General features: G+C 71.7%; 32 protein-coding genes. 15 read left to right on the top strand and 17 right to left on the bottom strand.

What is annotated here, in order from left to right:
* Nucleotides 1-96 precede the first annotated feature (96 nt).
* The 3 genes from ACFZAT_RS32545 to ACFZAT_RS32535 form a co-directional block, all read right to left on the bottom strand.
* On the bottom strand, nt 97-303 hold the full coding sequence (locus ACFZAT_RS32545) for a hypothetical protein (RefSeq protein WP_161266716.1): 207 nt from the start codon (nt 301-303) through the stop codon (nt 97-99).
* 253 nt (nt 304-556) lie between these two features.
* Nucleotides 557-811 (bottom strand): WhiB family transcriptional regulator, encoded by a 255-nt coding sequence (locus ACFZAT_RS32540; protein ID WP_391269383.1) that lies wholly within the window; start codon nt 809-811, stop codon nt 557-559.
* Nucleotides 812-1,569: 758 nt separating this feature from the next.
* The gene (locus ACFZAT_RS32535; RefSeq protein WP_391269382.1) at nt 1,570-1,950 is read right to left on the bottom strand and encodes a hypothetical protein; all 381 of its coding nucleotides are present in this window, start codon (nt 1,948-1,950) and stop codon (nt 1,570-1,572) included.
* Nucleotides 1,951-2,214: 264 nt separating this feature from the next.
* Between ACFZAT_RS32535 and ACFZAT_RS32530 the strand changes: the two genes are divergently transcribed.
* The 3 genes from ACFZAT_RS32530 (at nt 2,215) to ACFZAT_RS32520 (ending at nt 4,753) form a co-directional block, all read left to right on the top strand.
* On the top strand, nt 2,215-2,967 hold the full coding sequence (locus ACFZAT_RS32530; RefSeq protein WP_361388379.1) for a GntR family transcriptional regulator: 753 nt from the start codon (nt 2,215-2,217) through the stop codon (nt 2,965-2,967).
* 182 nt (nt 2,968-3,149) lie between these two features.
* A complete protein-coding gene (locus ACFZAT_RS32525; protein WP_361388376.1) occupies nt 3,150-4,187 on the top strand; it encodes an AAA family ATPase in 1,038 nt (345 codons plus the stop codon).
* Nucleotides 4,184-4,753 (top strand): guanylate kinase, encoded by a 570-nt coding sequence (locus ACFZAT_RS32520; protein WP_391269379.1) that lies wholly within the window; start codon nt 4,184-4,186, stop codon nt 4,751-4,753. Before ACFZAT_RS32525 ends, ACFZAT_RS32520 begins: the two co-directional genes overlap by 4 nt.
* Nucleotides 4,754-4,760: 7 nt before the next feature.
* Here ACFZAT_RS32520 and ACFZAT_RS32515 read toward each other — a convergent pair whose 3' ends face one another.
* Together ACFZAT_RS32515 and ACFZAT_RS32510 are read right to left on the bottom strand one after the other, a co-directional pair.
* Nucleotides 4,761-5,600 carry a DUF1932 domain-containing protein gene (locus ACFZAT_RS32515; RefSeq protein ID WP_391269377.1) on the bottom strand — a complete coding sequence of 280 codons (840 nt, stop codon included), beginning with the start codon at nt 5,598-5,600 and terminating at the stop codon, nt 4,761-4,763.
* A gap of 4 nt (nt 5,601-5,604) precedes the next feature.
* On the bottom strand, nt 5,605-6,252 hold the full coding sequence (locus tag ACFZAT_RS32510; protein WP_391269375.1) for an HAD family hydrolase: 648 nt from the start codon (nt 6,250-6,252) through the stop codon (nt 5,605-5,607).
* Nucleotides 6,253-6,363: 111 nt separating this feature from the next.
* Here ACFZAT_RS32510 and ACFZAT_RS32505 point away from each other — a divergent pair, with 111 nt between their 5' ends.
* The 5 genes from ACFZAT_RS32505 to ACFZAT_RS32485 all read left to right on the top strand — a co-directional run bounded on the left by ACFZAT_RS32505 (nt 6,364) and on the right by ACFZAT_RS32485 (nt 11,519).
* Nucleotides 6,364-6,672, top strand: coding sequence for a helix-turn-helix domain-containing protein (locus ACFZAT_RS32505; RefSeq protein ID WP_391269458.1), 309 nt, complete (start codon nt 6,364-6,366; stop codon nt 6,670-6,672).
* 1,007 nt (nt 6,673-7,679) lie between these two features.
* Nucleotides 7,680-9,119, top strand: coding sequence for a winged helix-turn-helix domain-containing protein (locus ACFZAT_RS32500; RefSeq protein ID WP_391269372.1), 1,440 nt, complete (start codon nt 7,680-7,682; stop codon nt 9,117-9,119).
* 9 nt (nt 9,120-9,128) lie between these two features.
* Nucleotides 9,129-10,001 (top strand): DciA family protein, encoded by an 873-nt coding sequence (locus ACFZAT_RS32495; RefSeq protein WP_391269371.1) that lies wholly within the window; start codon nt 9,129-9,131, stop codon nt 9,999-10,001.
* A gap of 59 nt (nt 10,002-10,060) precedes the next feature.
* The gene (locus ACFZAT_RS32490; RefSeq protein ID WP_391269369.1) at nt 10,061-10,708 is read left to right on the top strand and encodes a hypothetical protein; all 648 of its coding nucleotides are present in this window, start codon (nt 10,061-10,063) and stop codon (nt 10,706-10,708) included.
* A gap of 70 nt (nt 10,709-10,778) precedes the next feature.
* Nucleotides 10,779-11,519 carry a hypothetical protein gene (locus ACFZAT_RS32485; protein WP_391269368.1) on the top strand — a complete coding sequence of 247 codons (741 nt, stop codon included), beginning with the start codon at nt 10,779-10,781 and terminating at the stop codon, nt 11,517-11,519.
* Between the two features lie 11 nt (nt 11,520-11,530).
* Here the strand turns inward: ACFZAT_RS32485 and ACFZAT_RS32480 are convergent, their stop codons facing one another.
* The 3 genes from ACFZAT_RS32480 to ACFZAT_RS32470 all read right to left on the bottom strand — a co-directional run bounded on the left by ACFZAT_RS32480 (nt 11,531) and on the right by ACFZAT_RS32470 (nt 13,559).
* Complete coding sequence (locus tag ACFZAT_RS32480) at nt 11,531-12,436, bottom strand: DUF4231 domain-containing protein (RefSeq protein ID WP_362823076.1); 906 nt, start codon at nt 12,434-12,436, stop codon at nt 11,531-11,533.
* A gap of 4 nt (nt 12,437-12,440) precedes the next feature.
* Nucleotides 12,441-13,001 carry a hypothetical protein gene (locus ACFZAT_RS32475; RefSeq protein WP_362823163.1) on the bottom strand — a complete coding sequence of 187 codons (561 nt, stop codon included), beginning with the start codon at nt 12,999-13,001 and terminating at the stop codon, nt 12,441-12,443.
* A 117-nt stretch (nt 13,002-13,118) separates the two neighbouring features.
* Nucleotides 13,119-13,559: a hypothetical protein gene (locus tag ACFZAT_RS32470; protein WP_391269365.1), complete on the bottom strand. Its 441-nt coding sequence runs from the start codon at nt 13,557-13,559 to the stop codon at nt 13,119-13,121.
* Nucleotides 13,560-13,797: 238 nt separating this feature from the next.
* On the opposite strand from ACFZAT_RS32470, the gene tap reads away from it, so the two are divergent.
* A complete protein-coding gene (gene tap, locus ACFZAT_RS32465) occupies nt 13,798-16,047 on the top strand; it encodes a telomere-associated protein Tap (protein WP_391269363.1) in 2,250 nt (749 codons plus the stop codon).
* Nucleotides 16,048-16,050: 3 nt separating this feature from the next.
* The gene (gene tpg / locus ACFZAT_RS32460) at nt 16,051-16,608 is read left to right on the top strand and encodes a telomere-protecting terminal protein Tpg (RefSeq protein ID WP_323379237.1); all 558 of its coding nucleotides are present in this window, start codon (nt 16,051-16,053) and stop codon (nt 16,606-16,608) included.
* Nucleotides 16,609-16,675: 67 nt separating this feature from the next.
* Here tpg (ACFZAT_RS32460) and ACFZAT_RS32455 read toward each other — a convergent pair whose 3' ends face one another.
* From ACFZAT_RS32455 to ACFZAT_RS32445, 3 genes are all read right to left on the bottom strand, one after another.
* A complete protein-coding gene (locus ACFZAT_RS32455) occupies nt 16,676-17,170 on the bottom strand; it encodes a hypothetical protein (protein ID WP_391269359.1) in 495 nt (164 codons plus the stop codon).
* Between the two features lie 71 nt (nt 17,171-17,241).
* Nucleotides 17,242-17,727: a hypothetical protein gene (locus tag ACFZAT_RS32450; RefSeq protein WP_391269357.1), complete on the bottom strand. Its 486-nt coding sequence runs from the start codon at nt 17,725-17,727 to the stop codon at nt 17,242-17,244.
* Nucleotides 17,728-17,819: 92 nt separating this feature from the next.
* Nucleotides 17,820-18,344 carry a DUF6233 domain-containing protein gene (locus ACFZAT_RS32445; RefSeq protein WP_391269355.1) on the bottom strand — a complete coding sequence of 175 codons (525 nt, stop codon included), beginning with the start codon at nt 18,342-18,344 and terminating at the stop codon, nt 17,820-17,822.
* Between the two features lie 89 nt (nt 18,345-18,433).
* Here ACFZAT_RS32445 and tpg (ACFZAT_RS32440) point away from each other — a divergent pair, with 89 nt between their 5' ends.
* The 5 genes from tpg (ACFZAT_RS32440) (at nt 18,434) to ACFZAT_RS32420 (ending at nt 21,007) form a co-directional block, all read left to right on the top strand.
* Nucleotides 18,434-19,036, top strand: a complete 603-nt coding sequence (gene tpg, locus ACFZAT_RS32440; RefSeq protein ID WP_391269354.1) for a telomere-protecting terminal protein Tpg — start codon at nt 18,434-18,436, stop codon at nt 19,034-19,036.
* Nucleotides 19,037-19,138: 102 nt separating this feature from the next.
* Nucleotides 19,139-19,909: a hypothetical protein gene (locus ACFZAT_RS32435; RefSeq protein WP_391269353.1), complete on the top strand. Its 771-nt coding sequence runs from the start codon at nt 19,139-19,141 to the stop codon at nt 19,907-19,909.
* Nucleotides 19,906-20,172, top strand: coding sequence for a hypothetical protein (locus ACFZAT_RS32430; protein WP_391269351.1), 267 nt, complete (start codon nt 19,906-19,908; stop codon nt 20,170-20,172). Before ACFZAT_RS32435 ends, ACFZAT_RS32430 begins: the two co-directional genes overlap by 4 nt.
* Before the next feature lie 357 nt (nt 20,173-20,529).
* Nucleotides 20,530-20,760, top strand: coding sequence for a hypothetical protein (locus ACFZAT_RS32425; RefSeq protein WP_037664301.1), 231 nt, complete (start codon nt 20,530-20,532; stop codon nt 20,758-20,760).
* Nucleotides 20,750-21,007, top strand: coding sequence for a hypothetical protein (locus ACFZAT_RS32420; RefSeq protein ID WP_037664303.1), 258 nt, complete (start codon nt 20,750-20,752; stop codon nt 21,005-21,007). Before ACFZAT_RS32425 ends, ACFZAT_RS32420 begins: the two co-directional genes overlap by 11 nt.
* 191 nt (nt 21,008-21,198) lie before the next feature.
* Here ACFZAT_RS32420 and ACFZAT_RS32415 read toward each other — a convergent pair whose 3' ends face one another.
* The 6 genes from ACFZAT_RS32415 to ACFZAT_RS32390 all read right to left on the bottom strand — a co-directional run bounded on the left by ACFZAT_RS32415 (nt 21,199) and on the right by ACFZAT_RS32390 (nt 24,309).
* Entirely contained in the window at nt 21,199-21,585 is a 387-nt protein-coding gene (locus ACFZAT_RS32415) for a hypothetical protein (RefSeq protein WP_391269348.1), read from the bottom strand.
* 38 nt (nt 21,586-21,623) lie between these two features.
* The gene (locus ACFZAT_RS32410; protein WP_391269345.1) at nt 21,624-22,064 is read right to left on the bottom strand and encodes an ATPase; all 441 of its coding nucleotides are present in this window, start codon (nt 22,062-22,064) and stop codon (nt 21,624-21,626) included.
* A 46-nt stretch (nt 22,065-22,110) separates the two neighbouring features.
* A complete protein-coding gene (locus ACFZAT_RS32405) occupies nt 22,111-22,461 on the bottom strand; it encodes a hypothetical protein (RefSeq protein WP_391269343.1) in 351 nt (116 codons plus the stop codon).
* 115 nt (nt 22,462-22,576) lie between these two features.
* The gene (locus ACFZAT_RS32400; RefSeq protein ID WP_391269342.1) at nt 22,577-23,059 is read right to left on the bottom strand and encodes a hypothetical protein; all 483 of its coding nucleotides are present in this window, start codon (nt 23,057-23,059) and stop codon (nt 22,577-22,579) included.
* A 243-nt stretch (nt 23,060-23,302) separates the two neighbouring features.
* Entirely contained in the window at nt 23,303-23,698 is a 396-nt protein-coding gene (locus ACFZAT_RS32395; protein WP_161268789.1) for a hypothetical protein, read from the bottom strand.
* Complete coding sequence (locus ACFZAT_RS32390) at nt 23,692-24,309, bottom strand: replication/maintenance protein RepL (protein WP_391269341.1); 618 nt, start codon at nt 24,307-24,309, stop codon at nt 23,692-23,694. Before ACFZAT_RS32390 ends, ACFZAT_RS32395 begins: the two co-directional genes overlap by 7 nt.
* Nucleotides 24,310-25,075: the final 766 nt, after the last annotated feature.

Here is a 25,075-nt window from a genome sequence, read left to right as displayed (position 1 = left end):
TTCCTTCCAGGTCGGGGGTCGTGCGGACGGGTCGGGGGCTGTCACCTCCCCGCGGGCCCGCACCTCGCGGTGCGGAGCCACGGGCAAGCGACAAGGTCACTTGCTGGCGGCCGCGCTGTCGTTGGCGTTGGAGATCGCGGCGCCGATGCCGGTGCCGATGCCGTCGATCGCGTTCGCGAGCGGCGACGTCGCCAGGGCGTAGCCGCAGACCAGCGCGGCGATCAGGACGCCCGCTCGCATGTCGGAGCGCCAGAACAGCCAGGTGGCGCCACCGGCGAGCAGGAAGAGGGGCAGTGCAATCACGAGGTCCTCCAAGGACGGGGAGTCGGGGAAGTGCTCTCCAGCCGCGAGGGCCGAGCCGAGCTGGGGAAGCGGGTGCTCCTTCGCTCTCCACCGCCACCGGACCGCGCGGGGCGGGCCGGTGGCGACTGGGCAACGCAGGAAGCGCAGCGGGGTCAGCGGGCCAGGAGGACCGCGGCGATGACGATGAACGGCCCGGCCATGCCGAGCAGGTAGAGGAACCGCATGTCGCCTTCTTCCAGGGGGAGTTGGGTGGTCAGGCAGCGGAGCGGGCCCGGTTGCGGGCGGCGCGGCGCTTCATCGCCCGCCGCTCGTCCTCGGACAGGCCGCCCCAGACGCCGTCGTCCTGGCCGGCCTCCAGCGCCCACTGGAGGCACTGCTCCATGACCGGGCAGCGGCGGCAGACCGCCTTGGCCTCCTCGATCTGCAGGAGCGCCGGGCCGGTGTTGCCGATCGGGAAGAACAGCTCGGGGTCTTCCTCGCGGCAGACCGCGTTGTGTCGCCAGTCCATCGCGGTCACTTCCCCTGCCGGACGCGGCGAAGGGCCTCTTCGATGATCGGGTCGGTGGTGTCGTCGTTCTGTGCGACGCTGAGGGAGTTCAACAGGGCCTCCATGCAGGTCCTGGACAGCCCCGGGGGTCCGATCCCTGGGGCTGTCGCCGTTGGTAGAGCCGGTGTCCACCGCGCTCTCCACCGCCCACCGAACGACCCGAAGGCCGGCGGTGGGCGACTGGGCAGCGCGAGGCTGCAAAACAGGGGGCGCGGCCTCTGCCGCCGCGCCTGCTCGCCTTGTGTGCTGAGAGGGAGAACGAGGTTCCCTCAGTCCCGACGCGGCTCCTCGCCTCGGCTGGGACCGGGTGCCGAGGGTCTGGGAGTGTGTCGCGTCGTTCTTTTACGTCGTGGGGATGTCGGCCCTCCACGCTTTCCGTCAGTAATGAGCGCCCGGTTGGTACTGCACCGGACCGCCCCCAGGAACTGAGCGCCTGACGGGTCATCGCGTGTGCCGACTGCCACCACCAGGGGTGATGACGCCGCACGACGGGTTTCCACTCACCTCCGGCTGGTGTGGTCACGGCCGGTACTGCGGTGGTGGATCACGCTGTGGAGTTCTCAAGGAACAGCCGCTGCCTTCCAGAGCCAGCCCAAGGGCTGGATGTCCGGGCGGATGCTGTCGGGAGTCGCTTCCGGCTCCCTCATCCGGCGCCGCCCTACGAGGCGGTTCCGGGTGGGGGAGCCGGGTCCGAAGACCCGGCGGGTGGTGCGGAGGGGTCAGGCCGCGATCGGCAGGGGCGCCGCGGCGGTCGGCGGCGTGATGCGCAGCTGCGCGGCGTAGGGGAGGAGCACGTCGACCAGGCGCTCGCGCACCAGCTCGGTGGCGGTCGGGTCGGTGGCGACGATGTCGCGGGCGGCGAGCATTCGGTTCTCGCGGGCCTCGATCGCGGCGACGGCGGCGGTGATGTCCAGGCCGTCCAGCCGCTCGTGGGGGAGGGCGCCGGCCTCGAACATCTCCAGCGGCATCCCGAAGGCGACGTCCAGGTCCAGGCCGCCGAAGTCGGGGAGCGGCACCTCCACCGCCTCCAGGAGCGCGAGCGTCTCAGCGTCGAAGTTCTCGGTGACGAGGCCGGCGGCGGGGCGGCTGGTGGTGTTCATGGGGTGGTGCTCCTCTCGGAGGTGCTGAGCTCGGGAGGCGTCCCGATGGCGTGTGGGCAGGGCGAAGCAGCACCTCTTCGGCGCCCCCGCCCCGACCTCGTTAGCGAGGTTCGGTGCGTCTTCAGTACACCGATCCTCGTTAGCGATGTCAAGGGGTACGTTAACGAGGTACGCTCTCCCGGCGGCTCTCTCACACACCGAGGCGCCCTTGCCGGTTCCTCGATAGCCAGCGGCCGTAGGATCGCTAACGAGGTAGGGAGACGTATGGCGAGTGACATGGGCGAACAGCGGCCCAAGTACCAACGGATTGCCGACGACCTGAAGGCGGCGATCGAGTCCGGCGAGTACGGCCCCGGCGATCGGCTGCCGGGGGAAAGCGCGCTTGCCGCCCGGTACGAGGTCGCTGTGCTTACCGCTCGCCAGGCGCTGAAGATCCTGCGGATCGAGGGCCTGGTGGAGACGAAGAAGGGTGCCGGCGCTCGGGTCATCGAGTTCCGCCCGATCCGACGTCACGGCATCCAGCGACTCGCACGCGAGCAGTGGGGCGCCGGCAAGTCCATCTGGTCGGCTGACGAGGAACGCCCCGTCACGATCGACGTCCGCGTGGACACCGTGGCTGCGCCCGCGCACGTCGCGCGGATGCTGGACGTGGACGAGAACGAACTCGTCTGCGCTCGGTCCCGGCGCTTCGTTCTTGCCGACCGGCCCGTCATGCTCGCGACCTCGTACCTGCCTCTTGACCTGGCTGAAGGCACGGCGATCATGCGCGTGGACACCGGCGAGGGCGGCACATACGCCCGACTCGCTGAGCTCGGGCACGCGCCGGCTCACTTCCGCGAAGAGATCCGGTGCCGGCTGCCCGTCGCTGAGGAGGCCGAAGGGCTGGCCATGCCCCTGGAGCGTCCCGTCATCAAGCTGTGCCGCACCGCCTTCGACGCTGAGCTCCAGGCCGTCGAAGTGAACGAGATGACCATGGACAGCGCGGCCTACGTGCTGGAGTACGCGTTCGATGCCTGAGCGGTCCAACTCGCCCATCCCGTGCCCCCTCATGACTGGTCGTCGTGTGGGGGCCATCACACTCGCGAGCGCCGCAACGCAACATCACAAAGCCTTGTCGAAGCTCGTGCACACCTGCGTTCACGGGTTTTCAACATCTACGTACACATGGGATTTGCGGGCCTAGCTCTAGGCTCACGGCCATGACGATCACGGAGGGGCACAGGGTGGGGAAGCACCGAGCGGGCTGGCGTCCGGACAAGCTGCGCGAGCAACGCGAAGCCCACGGACTGACCCTGGAGAAAGCCGGTGAGCGCCTCCGTCAGGTCGCTGAGCAGGCCAAACTCAAGGGCATCCCCGCCGCGAATCCGCAGACCCTCTGGCAGCACGAGCAGGGCGAGGTCTACCCCGGCCCGCACTACCGACGTGCTTACTGCCTTCTGTACCGGGCCACCGAGCCCGACCTAGGCTTCCGCACCGCCCTGCCAGGCGAGGAGACGTCCTTCAAGCTCACGCCGATGGACGACCGCCTCAACGGCTCGCACGTCCTGGCGGTGGAGCGAGCCATTCACCGCATCGCGCCGGGCTCCGGCGAAGCCGACCACTTCGACTTGCAGCAGCGGATCATCGACGCATGGAAGCGTCGGCACACGGGCGGCGATCCTCACCGTCCCGTACTCATCTTGGTCGGTGGCTTCGCGGGCAGCGGTAAGACCGAGCTGGCCCGCTTCTTCGTTCAGCTCACCGGCTGGCCGCTGCTCGACAAGGATCCGCTGACCCGCCCGCTGGTGGAGCGCCTGCTGGTCGCGCTAGGCGGTGATGCGAACGACCGGCACACCGAGCTCTACCGCGAGAAGGTCCGGCCCGTGGAGTACGACTGCCTGATGCAGTCGGCCATGGCCAACATCAAGTGCGGCATCTCCACGGTGCTGACCGCCCCGTTCATCGCCGAAATGACTGACTCGGACTGGATGCAGCGGCTGGCCAACCGTGCGGGCTCGATGGGTGTAGACGTCTTCCCGGTGTGGGTGCGATGCGACGAAGAGTCGATGCGCGAGTACATCGGGTTCCGCTCAGCGGCCCGCGACGCGTGGAAGCTCCAGCGGTGGGACGAGTACATGGCCACGATCGACCTCGACCTGCGCCCGGCGGTGCCGCACCTGGTCGTTGACAACCGGCTGGGGACCGCCGTGACGCTCGCGGACCAGGCGCGGCAGGCGATGGGGGCGATGTACGCATGACGGAGAGGCAGGGCGTGGTTCTCTACGGCCCGCCGGCGTCGGGCAAGGACACCGTCACCGTCGCGCTCAGCAACCTCGATTCCAAGTACGCCCAGTTCGCGCGGCTCAAGGTCGGGACCGGCAAGTCAGCCGGCTACCGGATGGGCACAGCGGAGCAGCTGCACGCGCTGGAGACCGCCGGCGACGTCGTCTACGCGAACAGTCGCTACGGCAACACGTACGTCATCGACGCGCCCGGGCTGGACGCGGCGTTCGAGGCCGGGGTGCCCGTAGTGCACCTCGGACAGGTCGACGGCGTCCGCGCGCTGGTCGACGGCTACTCGGCCGGCTGGTCGGTGGTGTTGCTGTGGTGCCCGCGCGAGGTGACCGAGCAGCGTTCGGCGGGGCGCGGCGACAGCGACACCGCGGCGCGCCTGGCGGCGTGGGACGCGACCCGCGAGGACCTGGCCGCGCACCCGGGCATGACCTGGGACCTGACCATCGACACCACGGAAGCGGCCCCGCAGGACGCGGCGCGGCTCATCGACCAGCTGCTGGCGCAGCGGGCGGGAGCGGCGACGGCATGAACGTCGGCTACGGGTGGGCAAGTCGGTCCAAGGCGTCGGTGAGCGTGAGCTCGCCGTCGTCCTTGACGTCGTCCCACCGTGCCAACGTGGACGCGGCCGCGCGCAGCATCTCGGGCGGAAGGCCGGCGGCCGCGAGCGCGTCGGCGGCCTCCTCCAGCTCCGGGCCCCAGCGCCAGGCGCGCGCCGCCGTCTTGGCCACGTACTCCGGTTCCGCGAGGTACGAGTCGGTGCGCCGGGAAGCGACCTCGATGAGCTCCTGGTCGACGCCGTGCTCGCGCGCCATGCCGACCGCGAGCGCCGTCAGGACCCGCGAGGTCTTCTGGAAGCTGGCGTACGCGAGTTTCAGCGCGGACGCCTTCCCGACCTCCGTGCCCAGCACCGTCGTCTGGACGGCGGTGCCCGCAAACAGTGCCTCAATGCGGGCGGTCCCGGCGACCGGTCCCGACAGGTACAGGATCGGTGTCTTGCCGCGCACCGGCGGCGAGCCGACGACGCCACCGTCCACGACGGTCGCGCCCGGTGCGAACAGCCCGGCGATCCGCTGGACGCGCTCCGGGTTGATCGCGTTCGCCTCCACGAACACCCCGACGAAGCGATGCCCAGCGACGTCGCGGGCCAGGTCCTCGGCTACGGTCGGCGGACAGAGGCTGATGACGATGTCGCTGCGGTCCAGCAGCTCGGCCAGTGTCTTCACGGGCGTCAGCCCGGCCTCGGCGGCGCGCTCCGCGGACGCGACGCTGCGGCCGGCCTCGCACCACAGGACCGCGGCCGCGTTGGTCGCGGCGCAGGCCGCGACGGCGGCGCCCATGCTGCCGGGGTGGAGGATGCCAACGGTCGGCTGGTCCACGGTGCTACTCCGTCTCGTTGAGCAGGATGGTGATGGCGTCGGTGACGTCGTCGACGACGTGGTGCGCGGCGGGAAGTCCGTCGGGCCAGGGCCGGCCGCGCAGCCAGATGGTGCGCAGGCCGGCCTGGTAGCCGCCGCCGATGTCTCCGGCCGGGTTGTCGCCGACCATCCAGCCGCCGTCCGCGAGGCTTACCCCGCACCGGGACGCCGCGAGCTCAAAGAGCTTCAGGTCCGGCTTGCGGATCTCCAGGTCGCCCGAGACGGCGACGCCGTCGACCAGGCGAGCGAGACCGGTCCCAGCGAGTTTGGCGCGTTGGATGTCGCCGGCCCCGTTGGTGATGACGCCGATCGTCCAGGCCGCCTCGCGCAGGCGAGCCAGGCCCTCAAGGACCTCGGGGCGGCAGGTGACGGCGGTCGACATGAGGTCGACGTACTCCTGCCACAGGTCCGCGGCCGATGCCTCCAGGCCGAAGGCGTCCCGCAGCCGGGCGAAGTCACCAGCGGTCGCGCGGTCGGCCAGCTCGATGCGCAGCCACCGCTCGGCATCGAGGGGAAGCGCGCGGGAGCGGGACAGGCCGGACACGGCATCGCTGAGCGCCGACTGCCGGTCGGCCAGCGTGCCGTCCAGGTCGAAGAACACGGTGCGGGCCACGGGCACGGACCCTACCGGGTGCCGAAGAGGCAGTTCGTACTGATCGCTTACCCCATGCGGAGATCAGATCGTGTATCTTTCGTAGTTACAACGATCATGGAAGGCGTGGCTATGTCCGACTCGGACCGCTCGCAGCGGGTGGACGCTCTGCTGAACGGCCTGCCCGAGGCTCTGCCGTCTCCGCATGTGCGCGCGCAGCTGCGCCTGGCGGCCGGCCTCACTCAGCAGGACGTCGCGGACGCCGTGGGCGTGAAGAGGGTCGCGGTCACGCGCTGGGAGCTGGGTCAGACCAATCCCCGGCGCCCGCACCGCGAGAACTACCTGCGCCTCCTCAAGGGCCTCGCTGAGCGCTTCCCCGAGGCCGCGAAAGCGGATGAGGGCACGCCGACGCCAGCCTCGGATTCAAGGGGGTCGGGGTGACGTAGCCGCCACCGGCCGCGCGGCCACCTTGCGGACGGACAATCCGCTTCGGCCAGCGCGGCCCTTCGCACCGACTGGGCGTGACACCTCAGTTCGGCTGCTCAGTCCCGGTTGACGCCGGTCCTGAGCTTCGGCTCTTCGAGCCAGTTCCTATGCACTACCCCGCCTTCGACAAGCGGGTCGGCCCCTTCGACAAGGGCCACCAGCAGCACCCCGACCGTTGACGCGGTCGGCGCCCTACCCGCAAGACCCGGCCGTTTGACGACGGTCAAGTCCTGCACCTCAGCAACACCCGGCCGCTGATAACGGCCACGTCCCGCTGAGCCGCGGGGCCCCGTGAGGGGTCCTGCGGTTCACCAAGATCCAGAGGAGAGGAGAAATCTCCCCCCACCTGATCCAGGCCCGCCCGCTTCTCACGAAGGGGGCGGTCCCTGACACATCCGCAAGGAGGTCGGTCCAGCCCCGAGGGGCTCTAGTCCGTCCAGCTATATGGAGAGCAGGTCGTTTCTCATAGTGCCCGAAGTGGTGTCCCCCTGTCAGCTTGACCCTGTCCGTTTCACCCCGGTTCAGGCGCGGCGGTCGTCCCGTGTGACGGGATCGGCGTACGGTTCATCCCCCCTTTTCCAGTTCGTACAGGAAGAGGGTCTTCCAGTAGGAAGCTACAAGCGCGGGGCTTTCGGAGCGGTCTCGCCGGGTCCGATCGCGGCACCCGTCGCCCGGCTCATGCACCCGCCCGCGGACGTCGTCCGCAACTCCGTCGACGGGAGCGTCCTCGAGGGCGGTGTCCCGTGTGGCGGGACGCGATCTGAAGTTGTTGCCCGCCGTGCGGGAGCGCGGGGGGTGATCCGGGCTGAGCGGGCTCTGTCCACAGGCCGCCTCGCGCATGCTCGGCGGATGGATCACGAAGCACGCGTTTTGCCTGCTGAGGGGGGTGTCCGCTTTGGCGTGTACACCAGCCTGATGACGACACAGGCGATCTCCACCGCCCTGGACGGGGCGGTGGGCCGATGAGCGGCACGGCGGCAGCGGTCGCCGCGCTGATTCCTGCCCCGCGTCCGTCGGTCGACGGCGACGCGGTCTCCGTGATGCCCGCGCTGTACGTGCCGGAGGCGTCCCAGTGGCTGTCGACGTCGACGGGCCGGATCGCGCTGGACGGCTACTCGTGGATGCAGGCGGTCCACTGGGTCGCCGGGTCCGGGCTGTACGAGCCGCGCCGCTACCGGTCGCACGGGCCGCGCTCGTTCGGGCCGACGACGGTGCGCGTCGCCCAGGAGCTCGCGGAACTGTTCCCGTGCCGTCCGGGGATCGAGTACCTGGTGCGGCGCACCGGGCTGTCGGAGCGGTCGGTGGAGTACCACCTGGGGATGCTGCGGGAGGCCGGGCTGCTCGCGTACATCGTGCGGGGCACCCGGATCCGCGGTGCGGCCGCGCAGGCGTCGGAGTTCGCGCGGATGGTGCCGGTGGAGTTCGACACGGCGCTGGGCGTCCGTACGGCCGGTGAGGGCACCGGGCGGCGGATGACGGGGATCGCGGAGGCCGGCCGGGAGCTGATGGCGGCGCTGGCCAAGAAGGCGGCCCGCAAGGTCCGCAAGCGGCGGGCGAAGTCGTCCTCGAAGGCCCCGGTGAAGGGTGCCCGGAAGGGTGCTGACCAGGGTGTTGTGACGGCTGTTTCGGATGAGGTCCGTTGCACCCCAATGGGGGGTAGTTCCCGCAGTGCTTCTTCTGCGGGAACTACCTACTTGCCCTCTGAGAGCAAGCTCGCAAGCGGGCAGAGCGATTCCCCCACCCCGAAGAAGGTCAAGCGCGGCCGCCGGAAGCTCAACAGCGTCGGGCGCCGTTTCCAGCTGGCCTCGGAGCTGATCCGCCAGGTGCCGTGGATGGGCCGCGCTGCGGTGCCCCGGATCGCCTGGATCCTCAAGGAGGTCTCGGACGCGGGCTGGACGGCCGACCAGGTGATCGCGTTCCTGGACTGCGGCGACGCCCCGGGCATCGTCCACCGCCCGTCGGGGTTCCTCGCCGGGCGGCTGAAGGGCGCGGTCGCGCTGTGGCCGACCAAGGAGGGCCGGGAGCGGGCCGTCCAGGCGTACCGGGACTCCCGGCGCGCGGAGAAGGCCCGCCACCAGGAGTGGGAAGGCGCCTGGCAGGCCCCGCGCAGCATGGCAGTCCGGCGCATGGTCGCTGAGGCATTCGCCCCGCAGGCGCAGCCGTCCGACCAGTACGAGCCGCTGCCCGAGCTGGGCGGCGTGGAGGACCTGAGCGAGCAGGACCGGGCGGAGATGCGGGCCACGGCGCGGGGCGAGTACATGGCGGGCGACACCACGCTCGTCATGAGCATCTACGACGGCCTCGGCCCGGCCGCCGCCGTGCACATCTTCGGCGCTGACCTGGTGCAGCGCGTACGCAAGCTGGCGAGCGGCAGCTCCCTGATGACCGTCGGACGCCGGTAGGAGGCCGTGATGACCGAGACCCGGAACACCACCAGCAGCAGCGAGCAGCCGGCCCCGGAGCTGTCTGGCGTCGACCTGGCCCGGGTCGCGCTGCACCAGGCGCGCGAGGCCGCCAAGGCCCGCGGCGAGGGCGGCACCCGCAAGGCGAAGCGCCGGACCGGGACGCCGGTACGGCGCGACGGCCGGGAGCCGACCGGGTTCGCCGCCGTGCTCCAGGGCCTGATGGCCGACCGGGCCTGGGACGTCCCGGCCGCCGGCGGAAGCATCCTGGACCAGTGGCCGGACATCGCGGCTGGCCTCTCCCCGAAGCTGGCCGCGCACGCCCAGGCGGTCGCCTTCCACGCGGAGACCGGCCAGCTGGACCTGCGCCCGGACTCGTCCGCGTACGCCACGCAGCTGCGGCTGATCAGCTCCCGGATCGTCGCCGCGGCGAACGACGCGGTCGGCACCCAGGCGGTCCGCACCGTCCGCGTCCTGCCCGTGGGCGCCCCGGCCCCGGCACCTCGGGAGCAGATCACCGCCCCGGCGGCGCCGGCCGCGCCCGAGGCCCCGGTGAAGACCCGCGACATGGCCACGCCCGGCTTCCACCGCGCGCTCGCCGCGCACCAGGCCGTCGCCCCCGTACAGCGGGTCGACCCGGGCATCACCGAGGCGGTCGAACGGCAGAACCGGGCCATGCGCGAACTCAGCCGCCGCGCGTTCCCCGAGAGCGTCCCCGCCCCGGACGACGCGCCGACCCCGATCGAGCAGACCCGCGCGCAGCGGCGCCGCCAGGCCGCGGCGACCGAGGCTGCTGCGCTGCGCCGGGCCCGTGCCGAACGCGCTGGAGCAACCGTCCTCTCAGCACCTCGCCCCCGGCCGGCCGCCGGTGAGGTGGCATGAGCCGGCCCCGTGACGGCGCGGGCACCGCTACCGTGAGCAGCGACTTCCTGGGAGGGACCGTGACTTCGCTTCCGCAGTTCACCGAGCTGGACCGGCTGACCTCCGAGGAGGTGGAGGCCCTGCGCGATCTGTTCTGCGCGTGCGCGGACCTGCGGCACGAGCTCCGGAGCGCCGACGCCCTCGGGCACCGCGTCTACCAGTCGCTGAACAACACCGAGCGGTACTCCGAGGGGCAGCGGTTCACCCGGCACGCCGGGGCGCTCCTGGAGCTTGAGCAGGTCACCGTCGACTACCAGATCGCCGTGGAGAACCTGGCGTGGCGGCACGTCAGCGCCTGCGTGGTGCTCGCGACCGCGCTGCTGGACCGGCTCGCCTCCAACGCGCCCGGCCTGTCGGCACAGGACCTGGAGCAGCTGACTGACGAGCCGTGGATGAGCACCCTGTGCGCTGCGCTCTCGCTGCCCGGAGAGCGGCTGTTGCCCGGGTGCAGCGGTGGTCCGCTCGACTACTTCGAGCAGGACCGGAAGAAGGTCCTCGCCCACGCGGAATCCCTCGGAGGGCGCGCCGTCGCGGAGGGCGGCCTGGACTTCCCGCTGAGCGAGGCGAAGACCGGCGGGGCGTTCGGGGACATGGAGCCGTGGTTCGCCTGGGTCGACTACCTGGTCGGCCAGGAGATCAGCCATCGCGGCCAGAGCGCCGCATCCTGACCAACCCTGGCGGAAGCATGGGCAGTTCGCGCCCTGCCGCGCGGCCGGGGCGGTGGCTACGCTGCCGGGTATGTCGAAGCGCGACCACCAGCAGTTAGGCCCCAAGGGGCAGTCGTACGTCGCCGCCCCGCAGCTCCCCTCCTACGACCGGCCGCCGGCCTCCGAGGTCACCATCGTGCGCCGCGACGGCACCCAGGAGACCCGGCCCGCCCTCGCCCCGCGGCTGTCCCGGGGCTCGTACGACCTCGCCCGCCCCAACGCCCAGGAGACGGGGAAGCTGGCGAAGAAGTGCGCCAGCTGCGACGGGGAGTTCAAGGAAGGGCAGCGCAAGGAGCGCCGGTACGACGCATGGCGGCACAGGCCCGGCGAGTGCGCCCCGCAAGCGGTGCGGCCGGTCCAGCCCCGTCCGACGGGGCGGAAGGTCCCCCTGCACGAGAAGGTCGCCCGCCGGTTCTGGATCCGCCGCCCCTGCCCGGTCTGCGATGCGAAGGCCGGTCAGGACTGCACCGACCCGGGCGAGGCCGGCGGCGCGGCGGTCCGGCGCGAGCACGGTCATGACGAGCGGATCGAGCCGATCGTGAAGGAACGCGAGGTGGCCACGAAGGCCAAGAAGGCCCGCCGCGCGGAAGACCACCGCACCCAGCGCGGGACCTCGAGCCTGGTCCCTGCCTACAAGCTGCTGAACATCTCCTGCCCGGTGTGCCATGCCAAGCCGGATGCCGAATGCGCGCTGCCCACCGGATCCCACCGGGTGAGGCGGGACATCCTCTCCAGTCGGCTCAGCGGCAACGGCGGCCGCCGGCGCCGGTAGCCGTCGCCCGGTCAGGCGGCGGGCGGCTGGCTGGACGGGGCGGCCTGGTCGGCGGGCTGGTCCAGCTGCTGCTGGCGGCGGCGCTGCTCGTTGCGGTGGTCTTCGACGCGCTGGGTGAACAGCTTCAGCGCCTCGTCCTCCTGGTCGGGCCCGTACGGCGCGTACGGGCCGATGCCGAGGGTGACGGCGTTGGCCTCCTGCTCGATGGCGTCGGCGGTCTGCTGGAGGAAGTAGCTGCGCTCGCGGAACTTGTAGTAGCCGGTGAACATCGCGGCCACCGTGATGGCGAAGCTGATGGCGGTCAGGGTGACGCTCTGCCAGGTCAGCTCCTTGCCGGTGTCCAGGGCCGCGATCGTCGTCGTGGACGCGGAGCCGATCATGATGAGGGACTGCAGGCTGTTGTGGATCCGCCGGTACTTCCGGCTGTCGACCTGGTACTTCTCGATCGCGGTGGCGACTTCCTCGCGGTAGAGGTTGCGCCGGTCGTGCAGGTCGGGGCGCCGGTCGGCCTTCTGCTGCCACAGCGACTCCTGCGCGGAGACGAGCTGCGCCTCCAGGCGCTGGAGGGTGGGCAGGCCCCGCCCGGCGAAGTGGACGCCGACCAGCGCCAGCAGGGACATCAGGAGCAGGCTTCCGCAGATCAGGTCACCCAGGACGAACCGCGCCGGGTCGCCCGTGGTCCACGCGGCGATGCCGGTGCCGAGGACGGCGGTGAGTAAGGACAGCCAGCTGACGGCCGCCCCGGCGCGCCAGATGCGGTCCAGGCGCCGGCGTCGGGCGAGCTTCTCCTGGGCGTCGATGACGAGGTTGGTGGTCACCACGTAGATCCGTTCGTCGGCGTCCCGCTTGCGGGCGAGGACCAGGTCGTTCGCGTCGCCGATCCGGCGGGGCGCGTCGTCGTCGAAGTCGCGGGCCATGCGGTCAGCGGGCGAAGGCTTCGGTCAGGCTGATGCGGTAGCCGTCCTCTTCCATCAGCACGACGGTGACGCCGAACGGGTCGGGGTGGTCCAGCTCGATGGGGGTGAAGGAGAAGTTCACCGCGGCCTGGATGGGCGGGACCAGTTCGCCGCCGGGCTGCGGCGCGGGGGCCGGCCTCCAGTCGGGGGCGACCGCCGCCCAGCCCTCGGGGCTGCGCGACAGGAGCTGCTCGGTGTAGGGGAACTGGTGCAGCACGTGCCCGTCGCGGGTGGCGAGCACCATGTTCAGGCACGGCGCCGGGCCGACGATCGGTAGCTCGCAGGCGGTGGCGACGTCGTGCGTCTCCCAGGCGAGGACGACCTCGTCCGCGCCGGCCGCCGCGGCGATGTTCGCGAGTTCGGCGATCCCGGTGAGCGCGTCCTGGCCGACCTTGAGCGGGCGGACCCAGACCAGCCCGACCAGCTCGCCGCGCACCAGCGGCATCATCAGCGGGCGGGGCACGACCCCTTCGCCCAGCGAGGCGGTGTACGTCTCCTTCGCGACGCCGACCAGTCCGTTCCACATCCGTGCTTCCACGGGAGCCCCCTGCCGTCCGGTGATCCGATCACCGCACCCTGCCACGGTGGCTGAGGCCGTGTCAGCGGGATGATCAGCCAGCGTGCGACGGGGACGGAGCCGGATTCAGGCGGTGGCCGGCTGCGGGGCGCCGGGGTGGCTGACCCGGCCGTCGAACTCGTCCAGGGCCTCGCCCAGGCGGGCGGCGACCTCGGGCAGGGTGTGCTTGTCCCCGGCGAGCCAGCGCAGGTACGGCTCCGCTCCCTGGAGCAGCCCGGAGCGCGGGTAGAGGTTCACCAGGGCACGGTGGGTGCCGCGGTCCAGGTGATGGCTCCAGGAGTCGACGTCGACCTGGTCCTCGGGCGCGGCGATGTGCCCGGCGACGAAGCCGCCCTGGACGGTGGTGCAGCAGTTCCAGCCGCGGTCGATGACGCACCGCTCGCAGGCGAGGGTGCCGACCATGTCCGGGTACCGGCGCTGCCACTCGCCATCGAGGGCGACGACGTCCCCCTGGAGCGGGATGTTCTTGGCGCACAGGCAGCACCTGATGCGGAACGCGACGGGCACGGTGGAGCTCCCAATCACCTCATTGGGCCGGACGCGCCCAGCCTGGCAGTCGGCCCCGGTTCTGCGCCGTCGCCATGCCGCGACCGGCGCCCCAGAACTGGCGAGCCTGAAACGCGCGGCTGCAACGCCGCCCGCGTTTCACCTCTGACCTGCGAGAACAGCCGTTGCGCCGCTTACCCGCCCGCGTGTTTCACTCCCACCCATAGCGCGATTCATGCGCGATTGAGTGCGCGAATCAATGCGCGATCGGGTATGCTGTCTATTGGAGGTGACCTCTGTGTCCACTGAGAACGAGCTGTTCAGCGCTGTCGATGCGCTGCTGGAGCAAGTCGCGCAGGACGACCTGCCGGTCCCCGCGGAGCGCAAGCGTCTGCGGGAGGCGGCGGGCCTGAGCCAGGCGCAGATCGCCACGGCGCTGGACGCCCGCCGGGAGGCGGTGGGGAACTGGGAGACCGGCAAGACCGAGCCGCGGCCGCCGAAGCGCGCCGCGTACGCACGGCTGCTGGAGGGCCTCGCCGCCCGCTTCCCCGCCCCGGCCGCTGACGCGCCCGCCGCGCCCCCGGCGCCGGTGGTCCCGGAGGCGTTCACCGGCCCCGCGCCCGTTCCCGCCCCGGCGGCCGAAGCGCCGGCGGCACCGGCCCCGGCTGCTGCCGTACGCCCGGCGCCCGTCACGAAGCCCGCCGCGACATCGCGGCGCCCGGGTGCGAAGAAGGCGGCACCGAAGAAGACCACGGCGACGGCGGCCGCCGTCGACCCGCGCTTCGAGAACGGGCCGCTCGCGGTCATCGACGCTGACGCCGACGGGCAGGTGTCGGCGTACTGCATCGGCGGCCTGGTCCTGGACGTGCCCGCCAAGAGCATCCCGGCCCTCGTCGACTGGACGCTGACCGAGGCCCGCCTCGGGCAGGCCCGACTGCACCGCAACGGGCGCGACGCCGACCCGATCCTCGTCCTCACCGCGTCCGCGCTGGAGCGCTACGGCCTGCCCGCCGCCCTGTCGGAGGAGGAGCGGCACGCGGGCCGCCTCCCGGCCGGCCACAAGGTGGTCAAGCAGATCGAGCGCGCGGGCCTGCAGATGACCCAGCGCGGCTTCGGCCCGTGGGCCCGCCTCTACCGCGACCCCGAAGGCTCCCGGCGGCGCTGCGTCCAGCTGTGCGTCCTGCCCTGGAACGCCCTGGACACCAGGGAGTGGGGCCGCAAGGACGAGCCGGAGTTGCTGCTGACGATGCACCCGGCCGACCTGGTCCAGTACCTCGGGCTGTACGCGGCCCGGGTGATGACGCCGCGCGGATCCACGGCGACGACCGGCCTGGAGCTCATGACCGCGCTGCGCCCGCCGACCCGCGCGGAGAAGAACCCGGCGACCGGCGAGTTCGAGCGGGCGTACAACGAGGACGCGCTCACCCAGCTCTACCCGATGGTGCCGTGCGAGGTCCCCGACGAACACCCGATCCTCAAGGGCCAGTTCGCCCGGCACCACATGCGCACTCCGGCAGAGATGCTGATGGAGGAGCCCTACGACTGGTGCCGGCCGCTGACCGATGAGGAGTGCGCCAACCCGTACCTGGTCGTCGTCGACCTCAACATGTCCTTCGCCGCGGCCGCGAACGGCCTCGCGGTCGGGCTGAACGGGCCGACCCACCTGGAGAACAACCCGGCCTTCGACCCGGCGCTGCCCGGCTCCTGGCTGGTCGACCTCTCCCACGTCGACCTGTCCCGCGTACGGGTCAACGGCCGCACGGTCGACGGCTCCCGGCTGCCGAGCCCGTTCACGCCGAAGGGCGACCGGCCCGAGGGCCCGGCCTGGTACGCCACGCCGACCGTCGCCTACGCGGTGGAGCTCGGGTTCGACGTCGCGCCGATCGAGGCGTACGTGCGCACGCAGAACGGCCGCTACCTGGACTCCTGGTACAAGCGGCTGCGCGACGCGTACGTCGACACGATGGCCGATATGGGCGTCACCACCGACCTCCAGGGCCAGGAGTTCCTCGAGGCGATGGCCCGGCGCAAGGAGACCGACCCGACGATGGCGCTGCTGGAGACCGCCATCAAGGCGACCGCGAAGGGAGCGATCGGCAAGCTGCGCCAGCGCTCGCGGGGCCAGGTGCCGTACTACGAGCCGTACCCGGCGCTGGAGCGGGTGAACTGGCGCCCGGACATCCGGGCCGCCGTGCTCGCCAACCAGCGCACCGGCCTGCACCGCAAGCTGATGAAGACGGCGGCCGCCGCCGACCTGTACCCGGTCGCGATCGGCACCGACGCCATCGTCTACCCCTCGCCGGGTCCGTCGCCGCTGGACGTCCTGCCGCACACGCCCGAGGGCAAGCCCGCGCCGGGAACGTTCCGGCTCGGGGTCTCGCCCGGGATGGTGAAGCACCAGGGCACGCAGACCGTTCTGTGGGCAGAGCAGCAGTTCGAGGAACGCGGCGGCGTCTTCAACATCTCCAACCTCATCAAGACCGACCAGAGCGCCGGAGAAGGGGAGTAGGCCGTGGTGGACTCGCTCGGGGACAGCCTGGACCGCGCGCTGGAGGGGGCGTTCACCCGCCGCATCCCGCAGAGCGCCCAGGCGCAGATGAAGTACCTGGTCAAGCAGCTCAAGGGCACCAAGGCCGCCGCCCAGGCGCTCGGGATCTCCCAGCGCACCGTGGAGCGGTACGTCTCGGGCAAGCTCAAGCGGCCCCGCCAAGACCTGCGCGGCCGCCTGGAGCGCGAGGTCAAGAAGCGGTGGCAGCCGCAGATCCGGGCGAAGGCGCGGAAGCAGGCGGCGTCCACGGGCGGGCTGGTCGTCTCCACCCGGGCCCGCTTCGGCTTCGAGGCCGCCGGCGGTACGACCGACGACGCGCGCATCCGGGACATCACCCAGGCCCTGCCGCCCGAGTACGCCGACAAGCTGTTCACCGCACGGGAGCAGGGCAAGACCGAGGACCAGCTCAGGCAGATCGCGGCCGACGGTCTGGCCCGGATGTACTTCCGGGCGAACAACAGCCGGGCGCACGGCCTGGGCGTGGAGTTCACCGACGTGGAGCGGCTCGACATCGAGCTGTGATCACCCACCCACGGCAGGGGCCCCGAACCGCGCGAGTTCGGGGCCCCTCCCATATGCCGCCGCCGAGTCAGCCGGCGGCGGCCTTCTCGTCGGCGAGCTTCTTCTTGGCCTGCTGGTAGTCCTCGTACGTCACGGCGTTCAGCGCCTCGATCCGGGCGAGAGTCTCCACCGTGTCGTCCTGCTTCATCGCGGTGTCCATGAACTTCAGCAGCAGCTCCACCATCGCCTGGCTCTTCCAGTGCCGCAGTTCCGCCTCGTTCAGGAGCTCCGGGCCGCTGGTCATCATCATGTCGACCAGCCGCTCCCGGGCCCTCCACTCCCTGCGCCGCCGCCACCAGCCACCGCCCGGCCGGTTCAGCTCCCGCAGCTTGCGGATCTGCTCCACCATGGCCCTGATCTGCGTCTCCTGCTCGGGCGTCCACGCCTTCCCCGAGCTGTCGGCAAGCGCCTGGACGGCCTCCTGGGCGGCCTCGCTGCCGTCGCCCGCCCCGTCGCCGCACAGCTGCTCCACGGCCCTCCTGAGCGACGTTTCCGCCGCCGTTGCGTCGTCGTCTTCGGACACGCTCTCCCCTTCTCCTCGCGGAACGCGCAGCATGCCCGCCGCGCGGCGCCCCGGGCAATCCGACGGCGGGCCTACTGGGGGTCCGGGTCCGCCTCGCCGGGCGCGGCCGCCGTACGACGGGAGCGCCGCCGGATGACGTCGGGCAGCTCGCGGGAGGCGGCGGCCGGGATGAAGAACAGCCCCGTCATGCCGAGCCCGGTCACGACGGCGCTCAGCAGGCCCACCGACACCGACGGGTCGTCGACCGAGGCCACCCCGCAGAACACGGAGAAGGCGGCGACGAACACCAGCGAAGCGACGATCCACCGCTCCCGCAGCGCCGACCGGGTGCCGGCCACCACGCTCAGCCACCAGGTCCAGCCCGCCATCACGCAGAACAGCACGGCCGCCGGCGGCAGCAGCACCGGCGGCGCCCACCGCGCGACGTCCCCGCGGGGCAGCTCCTGCCCGGTCAGGTAGCCGACCTCGACCAGCCACACCAGGTACACCGGCACCTCGATCGCGATGACCACCCACATCAAGACCCGTAGCTCCCGTAACGCGCGGCGCTCGCCCATCCCTTGGCCCTCCCCCTCGATCATCAAGTCCAGGGGAACGTAGCGGCCCGGCGCTGGAACCCACCAGGGCGCGTCACCCGCACGGGTGGAGATCAGCCGCCCTCGATGTGGTCGAAGCCGCGCAGCACGGGGTCCAGCTCCTGCGCTGCGCCGCACAGGGAGCACAGTCGGGTACCGGGCTGCTCCGCGACGTCCAGCGCCCGCTCCAGGGGCAGCAGCGGTGTGCCCTGCGGGGCCTCTTCGCAGTCGACGGCGTGCAGCACGGCGCGGCCGGGCCCGCGGCCGCTGGCCTTCTGCAGCACCCAGCCCGAGCGCCGGCGGGGTCCCAACACCTGGCGCACCGTCGACGGCGGGGGCAGGCGCTCGGTGGGCACGATGTCGTAGGAGACGCCGTCGACCGGCCGGACGTGCTCGGGGGCCCGCACCCACACCCGGTACTCCGCGGCCTGGACGTCGCCGTCCTCGGTGTTGCGGTACGCGGGCAGGCCCACCTGGTACAGCCAGCCGCGCGTCGTCTCGCGCCGGGCCCACAGCCGGGCGGTGACCTCCTGGCCGTCCGGCAGGACTACCAGCACCGGCACAGGAGCGGCAGGGCTGTCCGAGGGCGTCGTCGTCATGCCGTCCACGGTAGGCAGGCCCGGTCGCGACCCGGCGGTCCGCCGGGCGTCGGCCTCTGTCCACAGGGCTGCGGCGGTGAGCTACCCCCGTGACCGAAGAAGAGAAGGCAGAGAAGGCAGCGCAGGCGGCCAAGACGCGCGCCAAGTTCATGGAGGGCCTCGCCCGCGTGGAGCGCACCCTGTTCACCCGGCCCGCGCCGAAATCCGCGCGAGCCCAGATGAAATTCCTTCGCAAGCGGGAGAAGGGCTCCACCAAGAGCCTGGCGGAGCGCCTGGGCGTCTCCCGCAAGACGGTGCAGCGCTACCTCTCGGGGGCCTCCACCAAGCCGAACAAGCGCCTTCAGGAGGCATTGATCCAAGAGACCGAGTCGGAGTGGCAACCGCAGGTCAAAGCACGTGTGAGGCAGCACGCGAGTACCTCGGGAGGGCTCGTCATCAGCTTCCGGGCCACCCTCGGCTTCACCGCGAACGGGTCCTCGGACGACGACCGCGTGCGGGATCTCAGCATCGCCGTGTCGCCCTCCCACGCGGCCCTCATCCTCGCCGCGCAGGAGGAGGGTGCGACGGACTCAGCTCTGCATGATGCCGTCGCTGAGGCCATAGCAGACGCCTATTTCCGTCAAGGTGGTGGAGGGCGAGCGAGTCTGAAGGTGAACTTCACGGACGTCCAGCGGCTAGACATAGCGTTTTAGCAGCGCGGAATCCGAGCGTGCTGTAGACCTGTGTGACCGGTCCGTCCAAGCGCTTTTCCGGGCAGGCCATCATTTCCGTATCCGAGGTGAAAGCGAGTCCTGATGAACACGTCCGACGGGTGGCGGCCGCGCCGTGTCCCCGAGGCCCGCGGCCGCGCCGGCGCCCCGCGCACGCCGATCGACTACGCGAAGATCGGCCGGTCCTCGGTACGCCGCCGCGCGCGGGGCATGACGCACAACGAGGCGGCGAAGGCGCTCGAAGGAGCCGAGCTCGATGCGCACCTGGACCGCCGCGACGAAGCCGCGGCCGACGACGGCGGCCGCCGCGCTGCAGAGCTCGCGGAGTGGCAGCGCATCGTGCAGCTGCTCGCCGCGACCGGCGGCCCGTACGACCCGGACGCCGACGTCGTCGTCCAGGAGGAGCTCGCCGAAGACCGCCGCCGCGAGGAAGCCGAGCAGCAGCGCCGCCAGGAGCAGCAGCAGCTCGCCGACCGGGCGGACGAACTGCTCGCCCTGGCCGGGGCCGGCCGACTCGACCGGACCGTGGCGAGCCGGCCGGGCGACGAAGCTGCCCGCGCCCTCCTGGACGACTACGACGACCGCGTGCCGGCGGTCGACGACTGGTTCGCCCGCGCCCTCGCCGACCGCGCTGGCCACTACGCCGACCCGGCCGCCCGCGCGGCCGCCGTCGGCTCCCTGCCCGCCTCGGTGTGCGCCCGCGCCGCGCTGCTCGCCGCTCTCGCCCGCACCGGTGCCCCGGTCGACGGCGGCCTCGAGTTCGTCGGGCGTCTCGCCCACGCCGACCCGGACGCCACGACCGCGCTCGCCGCGTGGCTGGAGACCGCGGCCGCGGTGAAGGGCGGCACGGCGTGAGCGCGGCGGACGAGGTGGTGGCCACCTGGAGCGAGCACAGCGAGATCGGCCACCACTACGAGGACCTGCTCGCCGACGGCTCGGTCATCGCCTGGACCGAGCCGCCCTTCGGCGAGACGCTCTACCCCGGCGACGACGACCCCGACTACAACCCGATCTGCCACTGCCCGCTGACCCCGCGCCAGTTCTGCCTGGAGTGCGCCGGCTGCGCCGCCTGCGGGCAGTGCACCGGCCCGCACGTCTGGCCCCCGCTCCAGACCTGACAACCAGTTGTCACGCTCACCGAGAGTGATAGTCGGTTGTCACGCCGCCCTGTCACGCCCCCTGTCACGTTGCCGGAAGGCCGCGTGACAGCCCACGCTCGAAAGCCGATCAATTCGGACATACAGGCGTGGATACGGCCCGGAAACCCCTCTCCGGGCCGTATCCGCGTGACAGGCGCGACAGCGTGACACCCCACCGGCCCGTGATCACGTTCCGTGTGGGGCGGCATCGAGCCGGAAGTGCCGGCCCCGCGCCCTGCAGAGCCCTCCCGGTCCGGTTCGTCCGTACCGGGGTCCGGTGCCCCGCCCCGGCGATACCGTGGTGACACACGCCAGACAGAAGCCCAGGAGCCCCGGATGAGCCAGCAGCCGGCCCCCGCGCCCGCCCGCCAGCCCCTCGATGAGCACGCCGCCGAATCGGTCCTCGCGTACGCGGCCGCGGAGCGCGCCAAGACGGACGTCCTCGCCTCGGTCCTGGAGGACATCGCCGCCAACGGCTACCCCGCCCCCGAGTCCGGCGTCCCGTGGGAGACCGCCCGCGACGCCCACCTCGCCCGCCTCGCGGACGAGCAGCCCCGTGTCGCCTGAGCACGGGGCGCGCCGCTCCCAGGTCGTCATGGTGGAGCCCGCGCTCACCCAGCTCGCCAAGCTCACCGCGCACGAGACCCACCGCCTGGACCGCGCGATCGTCGCCATCAGCGTCAACCCGGAGCTCGGCACCGAGGTGCCCGGCACCCTGCTGCGCGACTACGCGGACGAGGTCGACGGCGTCCGGGTGATCTACTACGTCACCGCCCTGCGGACCATCACGATCGTCGCGTACGTCGAAGCCTGAGCAGCACGTGCAGCAGCGCCCCGGACCATGACGGTCCGGGGCGCTGCTGTGTCTGCTGCACGGCGGTCGGCGGGTGCTGCACGGCGAGGCTGGCGGCCGGGCGGCACATGGGTGCTGCTCGTGCAGCAGGCCGGGTGCTGCACGAGCAGCGGGGCCGTGCTGCTCCCGGCCGCTCGCCTGCTGCGCGGCGGTCAGTCGCCGTGGGTGGCCCACCGCTCCATCTCGCTCGGCTGCTTCTTCAGCAGGGTGTCGCGGCGGGACTGCGCGGTGGCCCGGGTGACGCTCATGGAGTTCGCCAGGTCGCCGTACGAGCCGCCCCCGGCGGCGTGCTGACGTACGGCGGCGTCCCGGATGCCTTCCAGCCGGTTCATCAGCCCGTTGGACATCAGCACGGTGGTCGCGAGGTCCTCGGTGCTCGCCCCGCCGGCGCGCAGCTGCGCGAGGCCGTGCAGGACGGCACCGAGCCGCATGGCCATCTGCCCGACGTCGTCGCCCAGCGCTCGGGCGTCGGCGGCGGACAGCGGGATGGTGAGGTCGGGGACGGGGTCGGGGTCGGTGTGTTCGGGCTCGGTGGTCACCGGGCTCTCCTCCTGGTGGTGCGGGGCGGGGTGGGTGTTCAGCGGTGCACGACGTCCTTGGCGAGGTCGCGGTGGTGGACGTCGACGGCCAAGCCGCGCTCCTTGTACCGGTCGGCCAGATCGGCGACCCGGTACGCGGCGGCGGTCTCGGTGTCGCCGGACAGGATGGCGGCGAGCGCGTCGGCCACCGTCGCAGAACGATGACGGCCGCCGGCGCACCCGAGCCCGATCGTCAGCGGCTCGTCCTGGCGGGGCCCGGCGAGGTAGGCGTCCACGGTGGCGGCGATGGCGTGCACGAGCGCCAGGACGCCGTCGGTGGCCATCACCGCCTCGCGCACGAGGGCATCCCGGGCGGTGAGGTAGCGCAGCTCCGGGCGCAGGTGGGGGTCGCGGAACTGGTGGCGCAGGTCGTAGCAGGCGCGGGCGTCCGGCTGCGGGCCGTGCAGGTAACCGAACGAGGTGATGGCCACGGCGGGCATCGGGGGTCCTCTCAGAGGCAGTGACGGGTGGGGGTGCGGGCGAGGGTCAGAGCCACTGGAAGGCGCGCCGGACGTCGCCCGCGGCCCCGGCGAGGTTGTCGGCGTGGAGCCGCACGTCGAAGTCGTACGGGTCGTCGGCCGCGTCCATCACGCGCTCGGAGGCGGCGTCGAAGACCCCGGCGAACGCCTCGTGGACACCGGCGGCCTTGAGGGCCTGGACGATGTCGTCGTGGTCGGCGCCGCCGCGCCGGACGGCGTCGGCGAGCAGGTTGAGCGCGGCGGCCGCGGCCGGGGCGAGCACGGCCAGGTCCTCGCCGCCGGCGGTGGTGGTGGCGGTCCGTTCGACCCCCGTCTCGATGTGGCTGATCCGGGCGAGGGCCTTCGGCTGCTGCTCCATGAGGACTCCGATCGGGTGCGCGGTGGGTGGGGGAGGGTGGCGGTGGTGAGGGGGAGTGCGTGCCGGAGAGCGATGACATTCGGGGCCGGCGCCCGGCGGCACGGCGGTGGAGGGGTCAGGCGTGCTGGGCGAGGTAGCGGGCGGCGGTGTCCACGAACTGGTCGTGGGCGACCATCGCGGCCTCCCGCGCGGCGGTGAGCTCCTCGGTGCTGCCGAAGTGGTCCCGGATCGCGTACGTCAGCGTGATCATGTGGTCGGCGGCGGTGCGCACGGCCGGGTCCGTGATCAGCACGCGCATCGCGACCAGCGGCCGGGTGACCTGGGAGCGGGTCTGGTGGCTCTCCCGGCGCAGCGACTGGATCAGTTCGGCCTCGGCGCCCTTGAGGAGGGCGTCGCCGCGCATCCACATCGTGCGGCGGTGGTCGCTGGCGGCGCAGGCCAGCGCGGTGACGGCCTCCAGGCGGTCCCGCCGGATCGTCTCGCCGTGGTTCACGCGGACGGACCGTTCGGCGGCCCGCTCCTGGAAGCGGCCGCTGATGAACGAGCCGAGCAGCGTGCCGACGACGGCGATGGCGGCGGTGACGAGGGCGAGTAACACGGCGGGTCCTCCCGTAGGTGTATGAACTTCAATACACTGTATGGAAGTTCATACACCTGGGGAAGGGGGCCGCTCATGATTCTTTTCCCCGGCCCCTGACCTGCGCGTTTCCCGCTCGCGGGAACCGTGCGTCCGGATCCGACACTCGCTGCCCGCACACGAAAGCGGCGCCGCGCCCCTGGAGGAGGGGTGCGGCGCCGCTGATGTCGTGTCACCCGGCCGGCCGGGCGGCCGGGCGGCCGGTTAAGCGCTGCGCCGTGCGGGCACGGCGGACAGATGGCGCTGCGGGGCGGGAGGAGCTGGGGCGGCCAGAGCGCCGGCCTTGATGGCCTCGGTCGCCTCGCGCAGCGCATCCTCCATCTCCTCCTGGGAGGCGTACCCGGCGAAGTACGGGTGGATGAAGTAGCTGCGGTAGCGGCCCTCGGGCCGCAGGACGACGTTCCGCTCGACCAGGTGGCTCATCGCGATCGACGTGCGGTTCTTGCTGAGTCCCACGCGCGCCCGCAGTTCGGCCTGTGAGGCGTTCACTTCACCGCCGGGGCGCTGGACCTCGGTCATCGCGCTCAGCAGGTCGTAGTCGGCCTTGGAGAGCTCCAGGCGGTGCAGCTGGGCGTACCCGAGGTGAGCTTGGATCAGCATGCCTGCTCCTCCACGTCGTTGTCGCCGAACGCCAGCTGCCGCGTGCGCGGGGCCGGCGCGGCCGGGGCCGTGAACTCCGGGAAGCTCTCGCTCGCCGCCTTCTCCAGCGCGACTACATCTTCCCGCATCTCCGGGAAGTGCTTCCGGAGCGCGGCCCTGGCGTCCTGGCGCAGCTGCTCCAGGGCCTCCTGCTGGAGGTCGCCGTTGCCCTTGAAGCAGATCAGCGGGTTGACCACGATCAGCGAGTTGGCGCGGCGCTGGAGCATGTGCCAGTTCTCCAGGCTGCCCAGCGCCCGGGTGACGTTCGCGCGCTCGACTCCGAGGTGCTTGGCGACCTTGATGTGCGTGATCTTCAGGCGGCCCTCAACCTGGCGGCCCATGCAGAACAGCAGGACCGCCGACTGCACGGGCGACATCCCGTACCGGGCGATCAGCACGGCCAGGACGTCGGCGAGGAACGCGTTGCTGACCATGCTGTAGCCGCTGCGCCCCCACGCGTCATGCGGTGCCCGGTACGTGTACTCGACGTTCGCGGACCGCACGGGCCGGCCGGGCTTCGGCGGCTTGCGGTCCAGCGCCTGGGCGAAGCTGTCCGCCAGCGGCGACGTCACGGGCTCACCGCGGTCCGTCGACCGCTGGCCCCTGTTGGTGGAGCGACTCGCGTCCCCGGGCACCCTGGCTCCTGCTGCTCGATCTCCTGTGGTGCGCAGGACCCTAGCCGAGATTGTCCCCGCACAGAGGGACCTTTGTCCCTGTCGGCGTGGCCCCTTGGTGTCGACGCCGACACACCGCCTTCCATGCGCAGAGGACCGAATGGGGGCCTGACCAGGGCGAACAGTTTTTGTCCCTCTTTCCGGGGCCAAATCAGGGGCGGCTGTGTCGGAGGAGGCACAAAACCGCAGGTCAATGTGTCAGGGCTAACACATCGCCTCTCGCAAAACCCCAGGTCAGCGCACCTTTCCGCGCGGTGCCCTTTTATCAGTAAGACGCGCACGCGCGCGCGAGGACCACCACGACCCACCCGGCGCTCACCGGTCCGCCCGCTGCCGACGGCTCCAGTCACCCATACCCCGCCGTACGCATCTCCCATCGCCACCCGCACTCGAACGCCACCCGGTCCATTTCCGCTAATCATCAGCGAGCGCACCCAATCGAATATCCCGCCGTTTATGCTGCGCCATTATGGGGCCACCATTCGCCATTCGCGCGCCTTTCCTCATTACTCACACGCTTAACGTAGTCGGTAATGAGTCACCCCTTTTTTTGCTGGTCAAGGGTGGTCGGGAGCCATTCCAGTCTTAAGCTAGCTGCTATCTTTGAAGCACGCGGCCGGATCGCTCACCCCCACCCGCCCGGACCTCCGTTCGCCCCCTCACT

Source organism: Streptomyces sp. NPDC008163 (genome assembly GCF_042956885.1).
Taxonomy (GTDB): Bacteria; Actinomycetota; Actinomycetes; order Streptomycetales; family Streptomycetaceae; genus Streptomyces; species Streptomyces drozdowiczii_A.
The sequence above is the reverse complement of the archived record's forward strand: the minus strand, read 5'-3'. Positions and strand labels throughout refer to the sequence as shown.

What these genes read in the sequence shown, in the direction of transcription:
- ACFZAT_RS32525 (WP_361388376.1), top strand. Translation starts at nt 3,150, where the DNA reads ATGACGATCACGGAGGGGCACAGGGTGGGGAAGCACCGAGCGGGCTGG.
- ACFZAT_RS32425 (WP_037664301.1), top strand. Translation starts at nt 20,530, where the DNA reads ATGAGCCAGCAGCCGGCCCCCGCGCCCGCCCGCCAGCCCCTCGATGAG.
- ACFZAT_RS32445 (WP_391269355.1), bottom strand. Translation starts at nt 18,344, where the DNA reads ATGACGACGACGCCCTCGGACAGCCCTGCCGCTCCTGTGCCGGTGCTG.
- ACFZAT_RS32405 (WP_391269343.1), bottom strand. Translation starts at nt 22,461, where the DNA reads ATGGAGCAGCAGCCGAAGGCCCTCGCCCGGATCAGCCACATCGAGACG.
- ACFZAT_RS32410 (WP_391269345.1), bottom strand. Translation starts at nt 22,064, where the DNA reads ATGCCCGCCGTGGCCATCACCTCGTTCGGTTACCTGCACGGCCCGCAG.
- ACFZAT_RS32540 (WP_391269383.1), bottom strand. Translation starts at nt 811, where the DNA reads ATGGACTGGCGACACAACGCGGTCTGCCGCGAGGAAGACCCCGAGCTG.
- ACFZAT_RS32520 (WP_391269379.1), top strand. Translation starts at nt 4,184, where the DNA reads ATGACGGAGAGGCAGGGCGTGGTTCTCTACGGCCCGCCGGCGTCGGGC.
- ACFZAT_RS32495 (WP_391269371.1), top strand. Translation starts at nt 9,129, where the DNA reads ATGACCGAGACCCGGAACACCACCAGCAGCAGCGAGCAGCCGGCCCCG.
- ACFZAT_RS32535 (WP_391269382.1), bottom strand. Translation starts at nt 1,950, where the DNA reads ATGAACACCACCAGCCGCCCCGCCGCCGGCCTCGTCACCGAGAACTTC.
- ACFZAT_RS32480 (WP_362823076.1), bottom strand. Translation starts at nt 12,436, where the DNA reads ATGGCCCGCGACTTCGACGACGACGCGCCCCGCCGGATCGGCGACGCG.
- tap (WP_391269363.1), top strand. Translation starts at nt 13,798, where the DNA reads ATGCGCGATCGGGTATGCTGTCTATTGGAGGTGACCTCTGTGTCCACT.
- ACFZAT_RS32450 (WP_391269357.1), bottom strand. Translation starts at nt 17,727, where the DNA reads ATGGGCGAGCGCCGCGCGTTACGGGAGCTACGGGTCTTGATGTGGGTG.
- ACFZAT_RS32485 (WP_391269368.1), top strand. Translation starts at nt 10,779, where the DNA reads ATGTCGAAGCGCGACCACCAGCAGTTAGGCCCCAAGGGGCAGTCGTAC.
- ACFZAT_RS32475 (WP_362823163.1), bottom strand. Translation starts at nt 13,001, where the DNA reads ATGTGGAACGGACTGGTCGGCGTCGCGAAGGAGACGTACACCGCCTCG.
- ACFZAT_RS32530 (WP_361388379.1), top strand. Translation starts at nt 2,215, where the DNA reads ATGGCGAGTGACATGGGCGAACAGCGGCCCAAGTACCAACGGATTGCC.
- ACFZAT_RS32505 (WP_391269458.1), top strand. Translation starts at nt 6,364, where the DNA reads ATGTCCGACTCGGACCGCTCGCAGCGGGTGGACGCTCTGCTGAACGGC.
- ACFZAT_RS32395 (WP_161268789.1), bottom strand. Translation starts at nt 23,698, where the DNA reads ATGCTGATCCAAGCTCACCTCGGGTACGCCCAGCTGCACCGCCTGGAG.
- ACFZAT_RS32435 (WP_391269353.1), top strand. Translation starts at nt 19,139, where the DNA reads ATGAACACGTCCGACGGGTGGCGGCCGCGCCGTGTCCCCGAGGCCCGC.
- ACFZAT_RS32500 (WP_391269372.1), top strand. Translation starts at nt 7,680, where the DNA reads ATGAGCGGCACGGCGGCAGCGGTCGCCGCGCTGATTCCTGCCCCGCGT.